Genomic DNA, 13,864 nt, shown 5'->3' on the forward strand with positions numbered 1-13,864 from the left:
CCCGGCACCTGCTTAGGGGCGCGGGAGTTTCTGGTGCAGGGGGTTGCTGGTGTACCTCGTTGGTTTCTTGGCCGCCCCGGGAAGCCCCGAGACGACGGCTGGTTCGTGGGCGCTGCGCTTTGTCGAGTCCACGAGTTTGTAGGCGGCGGTGTTGGCGATCGACAGGCGCGGGGCACTCATTTGGCGCCGCGCCGGTTGCCGGCACTCCGGGCACTCGAGGGCATCCGGTACGTCCATCATCGGGAATGTTGACTCGAAGACAGTTCCTTCGGGGCAACGGAAATCATAGAGCGGCATGCTGCATCCTTTCGGTGCGGAGTGCGGAGTGCGGGGTGTGGGCTTAGGCGCGGGGAGCCACCGGGAGCTCGCCGGGGGCGGGGACCGTGGATCCACTGTTCCGCCGGGACAATGCGTAGGCGACCACAATGGCGACGACGCCCAGGACGGCCATGATGCCGGCCTCGAGGCTCGTGCTGGTGTAGCTGCCGCTGAGCAGCAGCAGCGCGGGGATCGTGCCTGTCAGGTGGGCGACAATGACGGTGAACCACCCGGTGAAGTCGTTCAGGGACGATTTGCCCAACGCCAGCAGAAGGAAGAAGAGCGTCCACAACAGTGCCCAAATGAACCAGATGACACCGAAGAGCGGGTCTCCGACCTGGGTGAACTGAAGGACCCCGAAGACCACGGCAACGCCGGCCACGAAGAGCGAGAACCAGCCGAGTCCTTCTCCCGGGAGGTCGAAGATCTGGTTCAGCCCCACGTACAGGTAGGTGAACCCGAAGAGGTACAGGCCGGAGGCGCCGAACACGACAGCGGGGTCCCCGTTGGACTGGATCAGGATGATGGTAGGGAACACCACCTGCATGATGCCCACCGCGAAGTTCAGGATTGCTGCCGACTTGCCGGGCACCTTTCCCAGGAGCATGAGACCGTTGATGAACAGCACGGCACCGACATAAAGCAATCCGACACTTGCCACAGCGTTTCCTTTCAGCGCACCGCAATTAGGCGAAAGCGCACGCTCCGCAGAACGGATTTTTGGCTTCTCACCTGACAATTTTGCTTAGGCTATCGTCGAAGGATGACGCAAGCAAGGGGTAGGACATGCCCTTCAGAAGAACAATTGTGACGGCGTTCGTTTGCGCCACATGACGCGGCTCTTGTAGAAATGTCATCAACAACCATCCAGAGCGGCCGAGAGATCTGGCTCCATGACGCCGCAGCAACCCCTCCCCTTCATTGGGCGGTAGGTGCTCACGCCAGAGTCGATGGAGATCAAATCATGGCTGCCGAGTCACCCCTGCACACCTTCGATGTCGAAACCGACCCCAACATCTTCGGGTCCGTCTCGCTGGAAGCGCTGGCAAGCAACGCGCCGGCCCGGCACCTGCTCAAGCTCACCCCCGGGGTTCCCGCCAACGGCCACTACGACGAACTCGCCGCAGTGTTCCGTCCCGTGTTCGCCCGGATTGCCGAGGGTGCCAGCCAGCGGGATGCCACCCGTACCCTGCCGTACGAGCAGGTCGGATGGCTCAACCGCGAGCGCTTCGGTGCCCTGCGCATCCCCGTCAGCGAAGGCGGCTACGGGGCAAGCCTGAGCGACCTCTTCCGCCTGCTCATCGAACTCGCCGAAGCCGACTCCCAGGTGGCCCACCTGTGGCGTGCGCACATCGCCTTCGTCGAATCCGCGCTCACCCTCCGGGACCCCGCGGTGCGCAGCCGCTGGACCGAACGGATCGCCGCTGGCCAGATCGTTGGCAACGCCTACACCGAACGCGGCGGAAACCCCCTGGGCTCGCTCAACACCACGCTCGAGCAGCGCGGCGACCACTGGTTCGTGACGGGCGAAAAGTACTACTGCACCGGCACCATCTACGCCGACTGGGTTGCCGTTGCGGCGTCCCACCCCACGTTGGCCGGCCGCCAGATCGCGCTCGTCTCCACGCAGCGTTCCGGCGTCAAGATCTACGACGACTGGGACGGCTTCGGCCAGCAGCTCACAGGCACCGGCTCCACGACGTTCCAGGATGTTCCTGTCGACACCCTGCTGCCCGAGGAGCAGCAGGTCAACGACCCGGAGTCCGCGATCTTCCAGCTGGTGCTGCTGGCTGTGCAGGGCGGAATCACCCGTGCGGCGCTGAACGACGTGCGCTCCGCGGTGCAGGCGCGAACCCGCACCTTCAGCACCGGCACCGGTGTCCCGCTGCGCAACGAGCCGCAGGTTCTGCAGCTTGTCGGCGAAATCTCGGCCACGGCCTTCGCCACGGATTCCATCGTGCTGTCCGCCGTCGCGGAGATCGAGGTGGCGCTCGCCGACGATTCGCTCAGCAACGCCGAACGCTTCGCGGTGTGTGAACTTGCCGCCAACCGGGCGCAAACCATCGTCCAGCCGCTGGTGCTGTCCGCCGCCACGAAGCTCTTCGACGGGCTGGGGGCATCCTCGACGGCAACCGGCTGCAACCTGGACCGGCACTGGCGCAACGCGCGCACCGTCGCCACCCACAACCCCGCGATCTACAAGGCGCGCATCGTCGGCGACTACGAGGTCAACGGGACGGCCCCCAAGCGCCTGAACGCCGTGGGCGACCTCGGCTCGAACACCTCGGCGCCCGGCCGCTAGGCCTTCCCGACCACCTGAACCTTCCCGGCAGGGTTGCCTCGGCAACCCTCGATGACCCCTATCCCGCAAAGGAATACCATGAGCACGACTCCTGCACCACGCCAGATCCGGTTCAACGCCTTTGACATGAATTGCGTGGGCCACCAGTCGCCGGGCCTGTGGCGCCACCCCGAAGACCAGTCCGCACGCTACAAGGACCTGACCTACTGGACCGAACTGGCCAAGACCCTCGAAAAGGGCAAGTTCGACGGCATCTTCATCGCCGACGTGCTCGGCACCTACGACGTTTTCGGCGGCACCAACGAAGTCCCGCTGCGCACGGCCGCGCAGGTCCCGGTCAACGACCCGTTCATGTTCGTCTCCGCCATGGCCGCCGTCACCGAGAACCTCGGCTTCGGCGTCACAGCCGGCACCGCCTACGAACACCCGTACCCGTTCGCCCGCCGCCTGGCCACCCTCGACCACCTGACCCAGGGACGCATCGGCTGGAACGTCGTCACCGGCTACCTGCCCTCCGCGGCACGGAACATGGGCCAGGAGGACCAGCTGGAACACGACGAGCGCTACAACCACGCCGACGAGTACCTGGAAGTCATCTACAAGCTGCTTGAGGGCTCGTGGGAGGAAGACGCGGTGGTCCGCGACGCCGCGCGCGGCGTGTTCACCGACCCGTCCAAGGTCCACGAGATCAACCACGAGGGCAAGTACTTCAAGGTCCCGGGCATCGCCATCACCGAGCCCAGCCCGCAGCGCACCCCCGTGATCTTCCAGGCCGGAGCCTCCCCACGCGGCCTGAAGTTCGCCTCCGAGAACGCCGAGGCAGTGTTCGTCACCGCCCCGACCAAGGAACTGCTCAAGGCCACGGTGTCCAGGATCCGCGACGAGGTCGAGGCCGCAGGCCGCGACCGCTACGACGTGCGCATCTACACCATGCAGACCATCATCACCGGCCCGGACAGCGCCGCGGCGCAGGCCAAGTTCGAGGACTACAAGTCCTACGCGGACATCGACGGGGCGCTCGCGCTGATCTCGGGCTGGATGGGCATCGACCTCTCCACCTACGCCCCGGACGACGTCATCGGCGACAACGTGAAGTCCAACGCGATCCAGTCGTCCGTGGCGACGTTCCAGAAGGCCAGCGGCGACGAGGGCAACCCGTGGACCATCCGCCAGCTCGCCGAGTGGGTCGGGGTCGGCGGTTTCGGCCCGATCACCGTCGGCTCCCCGTCCGAGGTCGCGGACCAGCTCATCGAATGGGTGGAGGAGACCGACGTCGACGGCTTCAACCTGGCCTACGCGATCACCCCGGGCACCTTCGAGGACATCGTGGAATACATCGTCCCCGAGCTGCAGGCCCGCGGCGCCTACCCGACCGAGTACGCCGGCGGCACACTGCGCAACAAGCTCTTCGGCAGGGGCGACCGCGTCCGGGACACGCACCGCGCCGCGAACTACCGCTTCGCGAACGCCGAATCCAGGTAGCGGCGCACGGCAAACCGGGTCCGGGCGGCGCGCCTGGGCTCCCCGCCCGGACCCGGTTCAGGCCACCAGCGTGACCACCAAGTTGATGGTTGTTGCCAGGATCCCGGTACCGAATACGAAGGACAGCAGGCTGTGCCGCAACACCGCCGAGCGCATCCGGCGGCTGGTGATGTTGGTGTCCGCCACCTGGTAGGTCATCCCGACGCTGAAGGCCATGTAGGCGATGTCCGTGTACTGCGGCGGCTGTTCCTGGTTGAACGAGATCCCTCCCGGGTCCCCCTCGTAGTAGATCTCCGCGTAGCGCAGCGTGAAGAGCGTGTGCACCAGCAGCCAGGACATTGCGGTGCAGGCCATGGCGAGCAATGCGAGCAGGAACTTGGCGCTGTCGGCGGCGTCCCTGCCGCCGGCCATGACCAGCACCACCGCTGCCAGCGAACCCAGCGCCGCCAACAGGATCAGCAGGTCCGAGGTGCGGTGACCGGGGTCCTCGGCCTGCGCGTGGTGCGCTGTCCTCGCGGCATCCATCGGCGCGATGTACAGCCACACGGAGAGGTTGTACACGAGCGCTGCCGCGGTCCAGCCCACGGCCGGCGCATAGGCCCACTGGCCCAGGAGCCCCGTGAGCAGGACTCCGGCGGCGCCGCCGGCTGCCATGGACAGCAGCCGGAACCGGCGGTGCCTGGTGCGTTGAGAACCTGTGGCTACCATGAAGCGATCATGCCACGGACTACGCCCGCCGGACTGCCGGGGCGCGCATTTTCCCCATGACGCAGCCATGACGCAAGCCGCCCGCGAGAGCGGTCGACACAATCGGACTTGTGACGGATTGTGTCGTGAATGCGTGCCCAAAGGCGGCCCATTGCGTCCATTTGTTTCACGGCGGGGCCTTGCGCCTTGGTTTCATCGAAGATCCTGCAGCAGACTTGAATTGTCCGAACGCGACATATTCCGCGACGGGCACACCATCCAGAGCGGCTGAGAGACCTGGCTCGTTGACGCCGCAGCAACCACCTCCACACGGGGGCCGGTGCTACCGCCAGGACCGATGGAGATAGCCAAACTCTGCGCGGTCCACACACTCCCCGTTTAACCACGGCCCGGTGTGCACTGCGCCGTGTCCCGGCATTCCTCGGGTCTACCGAGAGGACAACACGATGCGAAACACCACCCCGCCGGCCCGCCTGCGCCGCTCGGCCGCCCTGGCCACGAAGCTGTTCACCGTCCTGGGCGCCGCAACCCTGGCCCTGAGCGCCTGCGGTTCGGGAACCCCGGCTCCCGGTGCCGCAACGTCCCAGGACACCGCGGCAGCCGGCCCCGTCCAGGGTGGAACCTTCGTCTACGCCGAAGTCACCCCGATCAACAACTGGCAGACGCAGGCAGCCCGCTTCTACGAGAAGTCCAACATCCTGAACAGCGTGCTGGACCGGCTGACCTACTTCGATGCGAAGACGGGCAAGATCGTCGGCTGGATCGCCTCCGACTTCAAGGCCAACGACAAGCAGACCGAGTTCACCTTCACCATCCGCGACGGCGTGACGTTCTCGGACGGAAGCGCCCTCGACGCCGAGGCCGTGAAGGTGAACCTCGACGCCCTGGGGCTGGGCATCAAGGGTGCGCAGATTGCTCCAAACGTCGACTTCTCCGCCTACAAGTCCGCAGAGGTCATTGGAAAGAACCAGGTGAAGGTCACGCTGAAGGCCCCCGACGCGAACTTCCTGCGCGCCACCTCGTCCGTGACCTCCGGCCTGGTGTCCACGGCCACCCTCAAGCTCGACAACGCCGGGCAGTCCGCGATCGCCTCGATCGTCGGATCCGGCCCGTTCGTCTTCGAATCCGAGAAGACCGACGAGGAAGTCACCTTCGCCAAGCGCGCCGACTACAAGTGGGCCCCGGAGACCGCGGCCAACCAGGGCGCCGCCTACCTGGACAAGCTCGTCGTGAAGTACCTGCCGGAGGTCGCCCACCGTGCCGGCGCCGTGCAGACCGGCCAGGTCGACCTCGTGCGCGGCCTGCAGCCCGTTGACGAGCAGGCCCTGCAGGCAAGCGGCGACCTGGTGCTGCCCGCCCAGGGTGTCGACCTGACCACCAACATGGCGGCGGTCCGCATCGCCAGCGGCAAGCTCGCCGACCCCAAGGTGCGCCAGGCGCTGCAGGTTGGCATCGACCGCCAAAGCATCAAGGACACTGTCCTTTCCGACAGCTACGTGATCGCCGATTCGGTGTTGAACCACGCCGCCCCGGGCTTCATCGACCTCTCGGCCGACCTGGCCTACAACCCGGAAAAGTCCAAGACGCTCTTGGAGGAAGCCGGATGGAAGGCCGGTGCCGACGGCATCCGCGAGAAGGACGGGCAGAAGCTCGAGGTCACCATCACCAGCTCCAACAACTCCGTCGTCATCAAGCCGGCATTCGAGCTGATTGAGCAGCAGTGGCGCGAACTCGGCGTCAAGCTCGTCAACCGCGCCGCCGACAACACCTTCCTGGCCACCGCGATGATCGACCCGAACATCGAGTTCTTCGGCACCCGCCAGTTCGCCTACGGGGGACTGGGACCGGTCTTCGGCCCGGCAAACAACACCCAGACGCTCAACGCCGACCCGGAACTCAACGAGCTCTTCGCCAAGGAACGCGCGGCAACCAGCGAGAAGGAACACCTGGAACTCATCGCCGAGGAACAGCGCCAGCTGGTCACCGAGAAGGCGCTGTCGCTGGTGCTCTGGGACGAGGTGCAGGTCTACGGCGGCAACTCCGCGGCGCACGTCGAATTCACCTCCGGGACCGCACCGATCTTCCAGGGCGCCTGGAAGTCCGGGAAGTAGCGCACCATGGCCGCATATATCGCCCGCCGACTGGGACAGGCACTGTTGGTCATCTGGCTCGCCTACACGCTGGTCTTCCTGGCCGTGCAGCTGCTGCCCAACGACCCGGTGACGATCTTCCTGTCCGCGGACTCTGCGGCCACGCCGGAAACCATTGCCGCCATGAAGGCGCAGTACGGGTACGACCAGCCGCTGGCCGTGCAGTACCTGAGCCAGCTGGCCGGCCTGTTCCGCGGCGACTTCGGCTATTCGCTGGCCTCGGGCCAGCCGGTGGCCGAGCGGATCGGGGCCGTGGCCGGGTCGACCCTGGCGCTGGCCTCCAGCGCCTTCGTGGCTGCGGCGGCCCTTGCCGTTCTCCTGGTCGCCTCCGCCACGCTGGCCCGCCGGGCGTGGTCCAGGCGGCTGCTGGTCAACCTTCCCCCGTTGTTCGCGGCGGTGCCGGTCTTCTGGCTCGGGTTGGTCCTGTTGCAGCTGCTCTCGATCCGGCTGGGCGTGATGTCACTGTTCCCGGACGGGTCGTTCGCCTCCCTGGCCGTTCCGGTGCTGGTCCTGGCGGTCCACGTGTCCGCGCCGATCGCCCAGGTGCTGCTCAAGAGCACGGACAACGTCTACGCGCAGCCGTTCGTCGACGTGTTGCGGGCCAAGGGGGCCTCGCGGTCGTGGATCTTCTTCCGGCACGCCCTGAAGAACGCAGCGGCCCCGGCGATGGCCATCAGCGGCATCACGGTGGGCACCCTGCTGGCCGGATCCGTGATCACCGAAACGGTCTTCGCCCGCTCCGGCCTGGGCCAGGTGGTCCTGCAGGCCGTGACAGCGCAGGACGTGGCGCTCGTGCAGGGACTCGTGCTGCTCACGGCCACGGCGTTCGTCGTCGTGAACCTGATCGTTGACCTGCTCCACCCGCTGCTGGATCCGCGGATCCTCAAGTCCGGAATCCACGGGGCGCCACGCGCCCTCGCGGCCTAACCCCGAAAGGAGCGACGAGCATGAGCCTCGCCATCGACGAATCGCTGCCCGGAGCATCCGCCGGGACACCCGCACCCGAGCCGGCGCCGCGGGGGCCCGAAGCGGCATCCGCGCCGGCCGGGAAGCGCGGCGCGCTGCGTTCCGCGGGATTCTGGCTGACCGTGGCACCGCTGGTCGTGGTCCTCGGATGGGCATTGTTCCCCGCCCTGTTCAGCGGGTTCGACCCCATCACCGGCGTGCCTGCAGACAAGCTGCAGGCCCCGGGCGCCGCGCACTGGTTCGGCACCGACCACCTGGGTCGGGACGTCTTTGCCCGGGTGGTCCACGGAACCAGCCAGACGCTGCTGACCGCGGGGCTGGCGGTCCTGATCGGCCTTGTCGCGGGCACGGGACTGGGACTGCTTGCCGCGACGGCCGGACGCGCCGCCGACGTGCTCACCATGCGCCTTGTCGACGTGCTGCTGGCTGTCCCGGGGTTCCTGGTGTCCCTGATCATCGTCACGGCCTTCGAGCCGGGCCCCGTGTCCCTGGGCATCGGCGTGGGCATCGCCTCCATCGCCTCCTTCGCGCGTGTTGTCCGCACCGAGGTGCTGCGGGTCCGCAGCCTCGACTACGTCGAGGCCGCGTTCATGAACGGCGGCACCTACTGGTCGGTCGTGTTCCGGCACATCCTGCCCAACGCGTGCGGACCGGTGCTGGCGCTGCTGGCCGTCGACCTCGGTGCCGCCATCCTGGCGATCTCGGGGCTCGGCTTCCTCGGCTTCGGCGCCCCGCCGCCCACCCCGGAATGGGGCCTGCTGATCGCCGAGGGCCGCCAGTACCTGGCCTCGGCGTGGTGGCTGACCACCTTGCCGGGCCTTGTCATCGTGGTGGTGGTCCTCCTGCTGGCCGGCCTGGGCCGCCAGCTGCACAAGATCTTCCGATTCTAGAAAGGCGGCACCATGAGCACCGCAGAACCAGCTGCCACCTTGCTGGACATCCGTGACCTCAGCGTCCACTACGGCACCGGCGCACACGCCGTCGCCGCCGGGGACCGCCTGAACCTCCGCCTCAGGGCCGGCGAGATCGTCGCCCTGGTCGGGGAATCGGGCTCCGGGAAGTCGACGCTCTCCAAGGCGGTCATCGGCCTGCTCCCGGAAACCGCGACAGTCACCGCGGGCAGCATTGCCCTGGCCGGAGAGAACCTGTTGGAGCTTTCGCCGAAGCAGCTGGAAAGCATCCGCGGCCGACGCATCGGCATGATCCCGCAGGACCCGGGGGCCTCGCTGGACCCGGTGAAGACCATCGGATCGCAGGTGGCCGAGGTGTTCAGGCTGCACCCGCAGGGCCGCAAACGCTCCCGGGCGGAGTTGCGCGCCGAATCCGTCCGCCTGCTCGGCATGGTGGGCATCGACAGGCCCGAGCAGCGGCTCGGCCAGTACCCGCACGAACTCTCCGGCGGACTGAAGCAGCGCGTGCTGATCGCCATCGCCTTCGCCCAGAACCCGGAGCTGCTGATCGCCGACGAGCCGACCTCGGCCCTTGACGTGACAGTCCAGCAGACGGTGCTCGAGGTGTTCACGTCCCTGGCGCGCGAACACGGCACCGCGGTGATCTTTGTGACCCACGACCTGGCAGTGGCCACCGACATTGCCGACAGGATCGTCGTCATGCAGCAGGGACGGATCCGTGAGGACCGGCCGGTGCGCGAGATCCTCACGGCGCCGGAACACGAATACACCAGCCTGCTGCTGGCGGAGGCCTCGCCCGGCGCGCACGCGGCACCGGTTCCGGAAGCCGGCGGCGATGCCGGCGCAGTCCCCGCCATCGAGGTGTCGGGCCTGCGCAAGACCTTCGGCCACGGCAGCAGCGAACATGCCGCGGTGGACGGGGTCTCGTTCTCCGTGCGGCCGGGAACCACCTTCGCCCTGGTGGGCGAGTCCGGGTCCGGCAAGTCCACTACCGCGCGCATGGTCATGCGCTTGCTTGACCCCAGCGCGGGAACCGTGAAGATCCACGGCCGCGACGTCACGGGCCTGCGCGGTGCCGGCAAGCGGGATCTTTGGCGCGGTCTGCAAATGGTTTACCAGAACCCGGACTCGGCACTTGACCCAAGGCATTCGGTCGAGCGGATCATCTCGGAGCCGCTGAACAACTACGGGTACGGTTCCAAGGCGGAGCGCGGCGCCCGGGTGGCCGAGCTCCTGGAATCGGTCAACCTCCCGGCGCGGATGGCGGGTCTCGGCGCCAGGGAACTATCGGGCGGTCAGCGCCAGCGCGTGGCCATTGCCAGGGCCCTGGCGCTCGGTGCCAAGACCCTCGTCCTGGACGAGGCGCTTTCCGCATTGGACGTGCTGACCCAGGCACAGATCATCGACCTGCTGGCAGAGCTGCAGGCCAACCAAGGGCTGTCCTACCTTTTCATCTCGCACGACCTGCACGTGGTCGAGCGTATCTCCCACGACGTGGGCGTCATGCGCCGCGGCCGCCTGGTCGAGGTCGGCGACACCGCCCGCGTCTTCGGCAACCCGCAGAGCGAATACACGCGCCTCCTCCTGGAGTCGAACCCCGGGCACCTGCTCAGGGAACTGGCGCACACCTGAGAACCACCACCCACACAGTCCCGGACACCAGCAGCAGCAAAGGAAGAACATTGAGCACCACACCATTGCGCGAACGCACCGCAGAATCGCGCTACGCGGAACTGTCGGCCCGGTTTGCCCCGGTCTTCGAACGGATCGCCCAGGGCGCCGTCGAACGCGAAAACAACCACGTCCTTCCCTTCGAGCCCGTCGCCTGGCTCAAGGAATCCGGCTTCACCACCCTGCGCGTCCCCGCGGCGCACGGAGGCGACCCGGTCAGCCACGAGCACCTCTTCCGCCTGGTCATGGAGCTTTCGGCGGCCGACTCCAACGTCGGGCACCTGCTGCGCTCGCACTTCTCCTTCGTCGAGACCATCGCCCTGCAGCCCGAGGAATTCCAGCTCCGCTGGTTCCCGCGCGTACTCGCCGGGGAGATCTTCGGCAACGCCGCAACGGAGAAGGGCGGGAACGCGCTGGGGACGACCAACACCAAGCTGCGCCAGGAAGCGGGCCAGTGGCTGCTCAACGGCGAAAAGTACTACACCACCGGTTCGATCTTCGCGGACTGGGTCGTCGTCATGGCCAGCACCGAGGGCGTGGAGGGCCGCCAGTACGCGATTGTGAGGGCAGACGACGAGCGCGTGCGGATCATCGACGACTGGGACGGGTTCGGCCAGCCGCTGACCGGCACAGGGACCGCGGTCTTCGAGGACGTCGTGGTCCCGCACGGGGACATCATCCAGCGCAAGGTCTCCTCCACGCTTGAGCCCGCCTTCTTCCAGCTGGCCCTGCTCAGCGTCCTGGCCGGCATCGGGCGCTCGGCCTTGGCGGACGCCGCCACCCTGGTGCGCAACCGCACCCGGACCTTCAACACCGGGTCGGGGGAACTGTTCCGCAACGACCCGCTCATCCAGGAGCAGGTCGGACGGATCGCCGCAGCGGTGTACGCCGCGGACTCGATCGTCACCGCCGCCGCGCGCGACCTCGACGCCGCCGTCGACCCCTCGCTCGGGCTCGATCCGGCGGCCGCCTTCGTCCGCGCCGAACTGGCCGTGCAGCAGGCCCACGTGGCGGTGCCGAAACTGGTGCTCGATGCCACGAGCGAGCTCTTCGACGTCACGGGCGCCTCCTCCGTTTCCCGCGGCAAGTCGCTGGACCGCCACTGGCGCAACGCCCGCACCGTGGCCACCCACAACCCGGTGGTCTTCAAGGCACGGTCCGTGGGCGACTACTACATCAACGGCACGATCCCCACGGGCCTTCACTCGATCGGCGAGGCCACCGATGCACGGACGGAGAAGAAGTAGATTGGGTACCTTCGACGCGCGCCCGCGCCTGCTGCTCAGCGCCTTCCTGATGAACACCTCGAGCCACATCCTCGGCGGCCAGTGGCGCCACCCCGAGGCGCAGCAGCACCGCTTCAACGAGCTGCAGCTCTGGATCGACCTCGCCCGCCAGCTCGAGGACGCGAAGTTCGACAACCTCTTCTTCGCCGACGTCGTGGGTCTCTACGGCGACCACGAAGGCGGCTGGGCCTCCATGGTCCGCAAGGGCATGCAGGTCCCTTCCCACGACCCGATGGTGCTGCTCTCGGCCCTGGCCGCCACCACCAGGGACATCGGGCTGGCCATGACCAGCTCCGTGGTGCAGGCGCAGCCGTTCCAGTTCGCGCGCCAGCTCTCCACCCTTGACCATATTTCCAACGGCCGGGTGGCCTGGAACATCGTCACCAGCGTGCTGGAGAACTCGCACAGGAATTTCGGTGCCGCCGGGCTGACCGCCCACGATGACCGATACGACTGGGCCGACGAGTACGTTGAGGCGACCTACAAGCTGTGGGAGGGATCGTGGGACGACGATGCCTTGTTGGCAGACAAGGCCTCGGGAATCTACACGGATCCGGCCAAGGTCCACAAGATCCACCACCAAGGCAACCGGTACTCCATCGAAGGGCCGCACCTGGCGCTGCCGAGCCCGCAGCGCACGCCGTTCCTCTTCCAGGCCGGTTCCTCCGCACGCGGACGCCAGTTCGCCGCCGAGCACGCCGAGGCGACCTTCCTGTTTGCGCCGCATCCCGAGTACGTTGCCAAGCAGGTGGGCAAGATCCGCGAGCTGGAGGCCGCCGCGGGACGCGCGGTGGGGGACGTCAAGGTGTTCGCCGGGCTGTCGTTCGTCGTCGGAAGCACCGAAGAGGAGGCGAAACGCAAGGAAGCCGAGTACGACGAGTACCTGGACCTGCATGCAATTGTCGCCCACATCGGCGGGGGGATCGGCGTCGATCTGGGCGGTCTGGACCTTGACACCCCGCTGGGAGATATCGAAACCGAAGGCGCGCGGGGCGTGCTCGAGGCGGCCATCGCCTCGGTGCCCGGCGGCAAGCCAACCATCGGGGACCTGGCACGCTACAGGGCCAAGGCCCAGCAGATTTCGGGCACCCCGGAGCAGATTGTGGACGAGATCGAGCGCTGGCAGGATGCGGGAATGGACGGGCTGAACATCATGAACCAGATCTTGCCCGGTTCATACACCGACTTCATCGAGGGGATCCTGCCGGAGCTGCGTGCACGCGGCCTCGCGCAGACCGAGTACGCTCCGGGAACGCTCCGCGAGAAGGTGTTCGGGCGCTCGGCCCGCCTCGAGACAAGCCACCCCGCGGCACGATTCAGGGGTGCCTTCGCAGAACACTCGGCTGCCAACACCGAACGAAGGCTGCAAGACCTTCGATAGCCGGCGACGTCCGGCCCATGGGGTGGTGCTTTGCGACAGGTCCTGCCTGCCGCAGGGCACCACCTGCTCCATGGTGGCGGTGTGTGGGTTCCGGCCACCCGTTTCGCCTGTAGCGTTGGCTGCATGAGCACCCACGGCACCGAACGCCACACAAATGACCCGGCCGTCATCCGCCGGCTTTTGACCACGCCCGCGCGCTGGGCAGTCGTGGGTTTGAGTAACAATCCGATGCGTGTTGCGCCCCGCGTTGCGCACTTCCTTCAATCGCGCTTGGGCATGGAAATCGTCCCTGTTTCACTGCGTGGAGACAGTGTCTTGGGGGAATCCGGATACAAGGCCCTGGGGGAAATCCCGGGGCGCGTCGACGTGGTTGATTGCTTTGTGAATTCCCTGAAAGTCGGGGCTGTTGTGGACCAGGCCATCGCCATCGGCGCGTCGGCGGTGTGGCTGCAGTTGGGGGTCATCGACGAGGAAGCCGCCGCGCGAGCCAAGGCTGCCGGACTGGACGTCGTCATGGACACCTGCCCCATCATTGAATACCAGGATTTCTAGGCGCACGCATTAACCCCGTGGTCACAAAGCGTTTCGGTGGAAGGTAATCGAGATTGCGCCGCTATGCTCATACCTGCACATGCAATATCGATTGGGTGCTGGGGACCAAATGAATACTGGGGGACGTGCGGACTTGG

General features: G+C 66.9%; 12 protein-coding genes and 2 riboswitches. Of the genes, 9 read left to right on the forward strand and 3 right to left on the reverse strand.

Annotated features, from left to right (window positions below):
* Positions 1-12: 12 nt before the first annotated feature.
* Together ACSYDW_RS00070 and ACSYDW_RS00075 are read right to left on the reverse strand one after the other, a co-directional pair.
* Positions 13-297, reverse strand: a complete 285-nt coding sequence (locus ACSYDW_RS00070; RefSeq protein WP_438336662.1) for an FmdB family zinc ribbon protein — start codon at positions 295-297, stop codon at positions 13-15.
* Between the two features lie 43 nt (positions 298-340).
* Complete coding sequence (locus ACSYDW_RS00075; RefSeq protein ID WP_438336663.1) at positions 341-979, reverse strand: AmiS/UreI family transporter; 639 nt, start codon at positions 977-979, stop codon at positions 341-343.
* A gap of 199 nt (positions 980-1,178) precedes the next feature.
* A riboswitch (SAM riboswitch) is annotated at positions 1,179-1,275 on the forward strand.
* A 7-nt stretch (positions 1,276-1,282) separates the two neighbouring features.
* Between ACSYDW_RS00075 and ACSYDW_RS00080 the strand changes: the two genes are divergently transcribed.
* Positions 1,283-2,620 (forward strand): acyl-CoA dehydrogenase family protein, encoded by a 1,338-nt coding sequence (locus tag ACSYDW_RS00080; protein WP_438336664.1) that lies wholly within the window; start codon positions 1,283-1,285, stop codon positions 2,618-2,620.
* Positions 2,621-2,698: 78 nt separating this feature from the next.
* On the forward strand, positions 2,699-4,102 hold the full coding sequence (locus ACSYDW_RS00085) for an LLM class flavin-dependent oxidoreductase (RefSeq protein WP_438336665.1): 1,404 nt from the start codon (positions 2,699-2,701) through the stop codon (positions 4,100-4,102).
* 57 nt (positions 4,103-4,159) lie between these two features.
* Here ACSYDW_RS00085 and ACSYDW_RS00090 read toward each other — a convergent pair whose 3' ends face one another.
* Complete coding sequence (locus tag ACSYDW_RS00090) at positions 4,160-4,810, reverse strand: DUF1345 domain-containing protein (RefSeq protein ID WP_438336666.1); 651 nt, start codon at positions 4,808-4,810, stop codon at positions 4,160-4,162.
* Positions 4,811-5,061: 251 nt separating this feature from the next.
* Positions 5,062-5,154: riboswitch (SAM riboswitch) on the forward strand.
* Between the two features lie 102 nt (positions 5,155-5,256).
* Here ACSYDW_RS00090 and ACSYDW_RS00095 point away from each other — a divergent pair.
* The 7 genes from ACSYDW_RS00095 (at position 5,257) to ACSYDW_RS00125 (ending at position 13,727) form a co-directional block, all read left to right on the forward strand.
* Positions 5,257-6,921 (forward strand): ABC transporter substrate-binding protein, encoded by a 1,665-nt coding sequence (locus ACSYDW_RS00095; RefSeq protein ID WP_438336667.1) that lies wholly within the window; start codon positions 5,257-5,259, stop codon positions 6,919-6,921.
* 6 nt (positions 6,922-6,927) lie between these two features.
* Entirely contained in the window at positions 6,928-7,887 is a 960-nt protein-coding gene (locus tag ACSYDW_RS00100; protein ID WP_438336668.1) for an ABC transporter permease, read from the forward strand.
* A 20-nt stretch (positions 7,888-7,907) separates the two neighbouring features.
* The gene (locus ACSYDW_RS00105; RefSeq protein ID WP_438336669.1) at positions 7,908-8,816 is read left to right on the forward strand and encodes an ABC transporter permease; all 909 of its coding nucleotides are present in this window, start codon (positions 7,908-7,910) and stop codon (positions 8,814-8,816) included.
* A gap of 12 nt (positions 8,817-8,828) precedes the next feature.
* On the forward strand, positions 8,829-10,469 hold the full coding sequence (locus tag ACSYDW_RS00110) for a dipeptide ABC transporter ATP-binding protein (protein WP_438336670.1): 1,641 nt from the start codon (positions 8,829-8,831) through the stop codon (positions 10,467-10,469).
* A gap of 50 nt (positions 10,470-10,519) precedes the next feature.
* Entirely contained in the window at positions 10,520-11,755 is a 1,236-nt protein-coding gene (locus tag ACSYDW_RS00115) for an acyl-CoA dehydrogenase family protein (protein ID WP_438336671.1), read from the forward strand.
* Between the two features lies 1 nt (position 11,756).
* Complete coding sequence (locus ACSYDW_RS00120) at positions 11,757-13,175, forward strand: NtaA/DmoA family FMN-dependent monooxygenase (protein ID WP_438336672.1); 1,419 nt, start codon at positions 11,757-11,759, stop codon at positions 13,173-13,175.
* Positions 13,176-13,298: 123 nt separating this feature from the next.
* Positions 13,299-13,727 (forward strand): CoA-binding protein, encoded by a 429-nt coding sequence (locus tag ACSYDW_RS00125; RefSeq protein WP_438336673.1) that lies wholly within the window; start codon positions 13,299-13,301, stop codon positions 13,725-13,727.
* Positions 13,728-13,864: the final 137 nt, after the last annotated feature.

Origin of the sequence: Paeniglutamicibacter selenitireducens (assembly GCF_051550675.1) — a bacterium.
Classification (GTDB): Bacteria; Actinomycetota; Actinomycetes; order Actinomycetales; family Micrococcaceae; genus Paeniglutamicibacter.

Coding starts and splice junctions, on each gene's coding strand:
- ACSYDW_RS00070 (WP_438336662.1), bottom strand. CDS start 297: ATGCCGCTCTATGATTTCCGTTGCCCCGAAGGAACTGTCTTCGAGTCA.
- ACSYDW_RS00090 (WP_438336666.1), bottom strand. CDS start 4,810: ATGGTAGCCACAGGTTCTCAACGCACCAGGCACCGCCGGTTCCGGCTG.
- ACSYDW_RS00110 (WP_438336670.1), top strand. CDS start 8,829: ATGAGCACCGCAGAACCAGCTGCCACCTTGCTGGACATCCGTGACCTC.
- ACSYDW_RS00080 (WP_438336664.1), top strand. CDS start 1,283: ATGGCTGCCGAGTCACCCCTGCACACCTTCGATGTCGAAACCGACCCC.
- ACSYDW_RS00095 (WP_438336667.1), top strand. CDS start 5,257: ATGCGAAACACCACCCCGCCGGCCCGCCTGCGCCGCTCGGCCGCCCTG.
- ACSYDW_RS00100 (WP_438336668.1), top strand. CDS start 6,928: ATGGCCGCATATATCGCCCGCCGACTGGGACAGGCACTGTTGGTCATC.
- ACSYDW_RS00105 (WP_438336669.1), top strand. CDS start 7,908: ATGAGCCTCGCCATCGACGAATCGCTGCCCGGAGCATCCGCCGGGACA.
- ACSYDW_RS00125 (WP_438336673.1), top strand. CDS start 13,299: ATGAGCACCCACGGCACCGAACGCCACACAAATGACCCGGCCGTCATC.
- ACSYDW_RS00085 (WP_438336665.1), top strand. CDS start 2,699: ATGAGCACGACTCCTGCACCACGCCAGATCCGGTTCAACGCCTTTGAC.